Genomic DNA, 1,174 nt, shown 5'->3' with positions numbered 1-1,174 from the left:
GCGACATTGAATGTCATCAGACGTTGGGCATTGCGGGATCAGATGTCCATTCGCGAGATCTCAAGGCGTACAGGCCTGGCTCGCAACACAATAAAGAAGCACCTGCGATCGGAAGAGAGCGAGCCCAAGTACCCAAGGCGGGTCAGCTCAACTAAGCTCGATCCCTACGCTGAGAAGCTGGCCACCTGGCTGGGAATCGAGGCAACAAAATCGCGGAAACAGCGGCGCACTTTGAGGCAGATCCACACATGCAGCATGACGAGCAAGCGGTGCTGGCAGCCATAGAGACCTCCCTGGATGCTGGAGTTGCAACCAAGACCCATATCCTGAACGTGCTGCACCGCCTGGTGGATGGAAAGACCGCCGTTCCCGAGGTCATCGCCCCTCAGGCCCTGAAGCTGGCCAGGGAGCCACAGGCCAACGTCGGGCGCTATGACTCGCTTCGGGAGGTCGAGGAGAACCAGGAGCTGCGCCATGGCACGTGATTCGGCCTCAAATTCAATCGTAGCCCTTCTAAAGGGACTCAAAATGCACGGCATGGCTCAGGCTGTAGCCGAGCTAGGGGATCAAGGCGCCCCTGCGTTCGAGGCCGCTCAGCCGATCCTTGCCCAGTTGCTCAAAGCCGAAACCGCGGAGCGTGAAGTGCGATCCATGGCTTACCAAATGAAGTTGGCCAGGTTCCCTGCATACCGGGACCTGGCAGGCTTTGACTTCAGCCACAGCGAAGTGAACGAGGCAATGGTGCGCCAGTTGCATCGATGCGAGTTCCTCGACAAGGCTCAAAACATCGTTCTGGTTGGTGGCCCAGGCACCGGAAAGACTCATTTGGCCACTGCGATAGGAGTCCAGGCCATTGAGCATCACCACTTGCGTGTCCGATTCCTCTCCACGATTGAGCTGGTCAACGCTCTGGAGCTTGAGAAGGCCAATGGCAATGCAGGGCAGATCGCTCATCGGTTGATGTACGTGGATCTGGTGATTCTGGATGAGCTGGGCTATCTGCCGTTCAGCGAGTCAGGAGGTGCACTCCTCTTTCACTTGCTTTCCAAGCTCTACGAAAGAACTAGTGTCGTAATTACGACCAATTTGAGCTTTGGAGAATGGGCCAGTGTCTTTGGTGATGCAAAAATGACGACCGCTCTTCTAGATCGACTCACCCACAGATGTCATATCC

At 56.3% G+C, this 1,174-nt stretch carries 1 protein-coding gene and 2 pseudogenes; all 3 read left to right on the top strand.

The features are described from left to right. Positions 1–6 precede the first annotated feature (6 nt). Positions 7–246, top strand: a pseudogene (locus AC1D2P_RS30705) (IS21 family transposase); the annotation flags it as partial. Between the two features lie 2 nt (positions 247–248). Next, a pseudogene (locus tag AC1D2P_RS30700) lies at positions 249–485 on the top strand (IS21 family transposase); the annotation flags it as partial. After that, positions 475–1,174, top strand: a 700-nt coding sequence (istB, locus tag AC1D2P_RS30695; RefSeq protein ID WP_477811772.1) for an IS21-like element helper ATPase IstB, incomplete at its 3' end; no start/stop codon positions are given. The pseudogene AC1D2P_RS30700 and the gene istB, both read left to right, overlap by 11 nt.

This window comes from Pseudomonas sp. P1_F1_2 (genome assembly GCF_056405815.1).
This window is presented reverse-complemented; position numbering and strand designations above follow the sequence as displayed.